This window comes from Ligilactobacillus sp. MP3, assembly GCF_024436335.1.
In the GTDB taxonomy this organism is placed as follows: Bacteria; Bacillota; Bacilli; order Lactobacillales; family Lactobacillaceae; genus Ligilactobacillus; species Ligilactobacillus salivarius.
Map to the genome: position 1 here is coordinate 1 of NZ_JANFQI010000022.1, position 2760 is coordinate 2760.

A 2760-nucleotide genomic window follows, 5' to 3' on the forward strand; every position below is an offset into this window, starting at 1 on the left:
TTTACGCTCCCAATCGTTAGTATACCCATTAAACCGGAGCTTTGGAGCCTTTTTTTCTTCTTTTGCCATTATTTCACATCCTCTTCTAAGACACTTATGAAGTCATTTAAGCCTTTCATAATCTTCTCATCTTCGGAAGTTAAATCTTTTAGCATACTAATTAATTCAGTTTCGTTTGCTTTGATTTTCTCATTCGTTTCTCTTAATTCTTTTGAAACTTCATCTAAATTAATTTCTGGTTCAGGCTCAAAAGTGTCTACATAACGTGGAATATTTAAGTTAAATTCATTTTCTTTAATCTCATCAAAACTAGCTAAGTGGGCATACTTATCAATGTCTTTACGCTCTTTATATGTTGTAAGAATTTTTTCTACATCTTCGTCACGTAATTCGTTTTGTGTCTTAACTTTTTCAAAATCTTTTGAAGCATCAATGAATAATACATCGCGATCTTGCTTATCTTTCTTCAAAACGACAATCGTAGTTGGAATACTTGTGTTATAGAACAAGTTAGCTGGTAAACCGATAACCGCGTCTATTGCCCCATTTTCTAACAATTTCTTTCTGATTTTACCTTCTGCTGCCCCTCTGAATAATATTCCATGAGGTAAAACAATGGCCATTACCCCACTATGTTTCAAATGATAATACCCATGTAACAAGAAAGCATAGTCAGCTTTAGATTTTGGTGGCAAAACTCCATAGGCGGAAAAACGTGGATCATCTTTAAATCCAGCATTCGCAGACCACTTTTGAGAATATGGTGGATTCATTACAACTGCATCAAAATTGGTTATTTCTTCAACTGGCCAATCTTCATCAAGAGTATCATTATTTCGGAGTTTTTGATTAACAACATCTACATGGTGCAAAATCATATTCATGCGCGCCAAGTTATATGTTGAAGTATTAATTTCTTGACCAAAATAAGTAATTCTTTTAGGATGTTCCACATATTTACGGAAATTCAATAATAATGAACCTGAACCCATTGTTGGATCGTATACAGTCATTCCATCTGTATAATCCTTATCAACTAAAGTTAATCTTGCTAATAATCTAGATACTTTTTGTGGTGTATAAAATTCACCAGCCTTTTTACCTGATTCAGATGCAAATTGTTTAATTAAATATTCATATGCATTTCCTAAAGTGTCTTCTGGAGTTTTAACAATTTCTAATTTACCAATTGCACTTAGTACTTCTGAAATTGTATCAGATTGCTTTTGTGCAGTGTTTCCTAAACGCTTAGAATACAAATCATAATCGTCAAATAAACCTTCAAATTCTTTTCCTTGACTTTCAATACTATTAAAAGCATCGCCTAATTGACTAACCTGAAAGGTATGATTGTTTATAGATTTTAATATATTTGTATAAGTGTTTTTAGCTTCTATCACATAATTAAATTTAATATCTAATTCTTCAATTAAATACTGATCATCTTGATTTTCTTCATATAATTTCTGAGCTTCTTCTAAGCTAATATTTTTTTCTTCCAATAATTCAGCTACATAATACAGCATACTATCAGATAGATATTTATAGAAAATAGTACCTAACGTATAATTTTTATATTCATTAGCATCCATTTTTGAACGTAATACATTAGCTGCATTATCTAATGATCTTTCTAAAGTAACTTCTTCTTGTGCCATTTTTTACATCCTTTATCTTATTCTGTATACATTAGTGGTCTTATTTTGTCTGTGTAGAAAGTATCTACTTCTTGACGCATTCTATGTTTCCACTTTAACAATGACTCTGCATTTGGATAGGCATCCCTAAATTTCTCGTAAGCTTCCCTATCAATCATTTCTGCCATACCTTTTTGACGAGTACTGTCCCCATCAGAAACATAGTTGTTAATTACATAACGTAGATCGTTATAATCCACTTTGTATTTATCCGCAAATTCTTGCATCAAACGATGGTTTTCCTTGTTAATCAAATCTTCTACTAATTGACTAATCGAAGTTCCAGCATATTCTTGCGGATTTTGCTTAACTTTGTCCCATAAACTTCTGATTATATCTGCTTTTGGTTTGTTTATCTTTTCTAAATTATCGATAGTTTCATCGATTTCTTCGACATCTTTTTCATTAAGGAACAGTTCACTTTCATTAGTATCAGATACCACATTTTGAATTAGATTAGTAATATAGCGTTCATCTATCTTATTGTTGTAGATAGGGGTCAATTCATATTCCCAATCAAATTCTGGATCGGAGTTATCCCCGTTACCACCATCGCCACCATTTTCTCTTATCTTTTCAATAACATTAGAATAAACACCTTGTAGATGCTCTAATTCTTCATCAGTTAATGCTGGTATAGATATTCTTTCTTTTTCTGGTAATTCATCTTGATTGTAATATTCATCATAAGTTTGAATTGCCACAAATGCCTTGTCGAATTTTTGAAAATCTTTAGCAAAAGCTTTCATTTCTTCAATTGGTGCATCAACTATTCTGTCTAATACTTTTTTGTCTAGTAAATATTGATTTATTCCATTTCGTGCTGCAATATATTTCTTCCGAGATTCTGTCCAAACTGGCGCAGTTATATCAGATGTGGCAGCTCCGTTTGAATAAAGTTGAATAGCTTCATCAATTTTCTTCTTATAAGTTTCTGGATATTGGAAAGTAACAATCTGTCCCCATTGCTTAGTATTATCGTAAATTCGATTAGTACGTGAAAAAGCTTGAATCATATTTTGTGGATTCATTGGTCGTCTATCAATATATAACGTTGATAACG

At 31.7% G+C, this 2760-nt stretch carries 1 protein-coding gene and 1 pseudogene; both read right to left on the minus strand.

Annotation, left to right across the window (positions count from 1 at the left end; all coding sequences use genetic code 11):
* Positions 1–68: 68 nt before the first annotated feature.
* Positions 69–1658, minus strand: coding sequence for a type I restriction-modification system subunit M (locus NOU10_RS09120; RefSeq protein ID WP_255906653.1), 1590 nt, complete (start codon positions 1656–1658; stop codon positions 69–71).
* Between the two features lie 17 nt (positions 1659–1675).
* Positions 1676–2760 (minus strand): annotated as a pseudogene (locus NOU10_RS09125) (type I restriction endonuclease subunit R); the annotation flags it as partial.

Excerpts from the sequence above, each read along its gene's own strand:
- NOU10_RS09120 (WP_255906653.1), bottom strand. The coding sequence starts at position 1,658 with ATGGCACAAGAAGAAGTTACTTTAGAAAGATCATTAGATAATGCAGCT.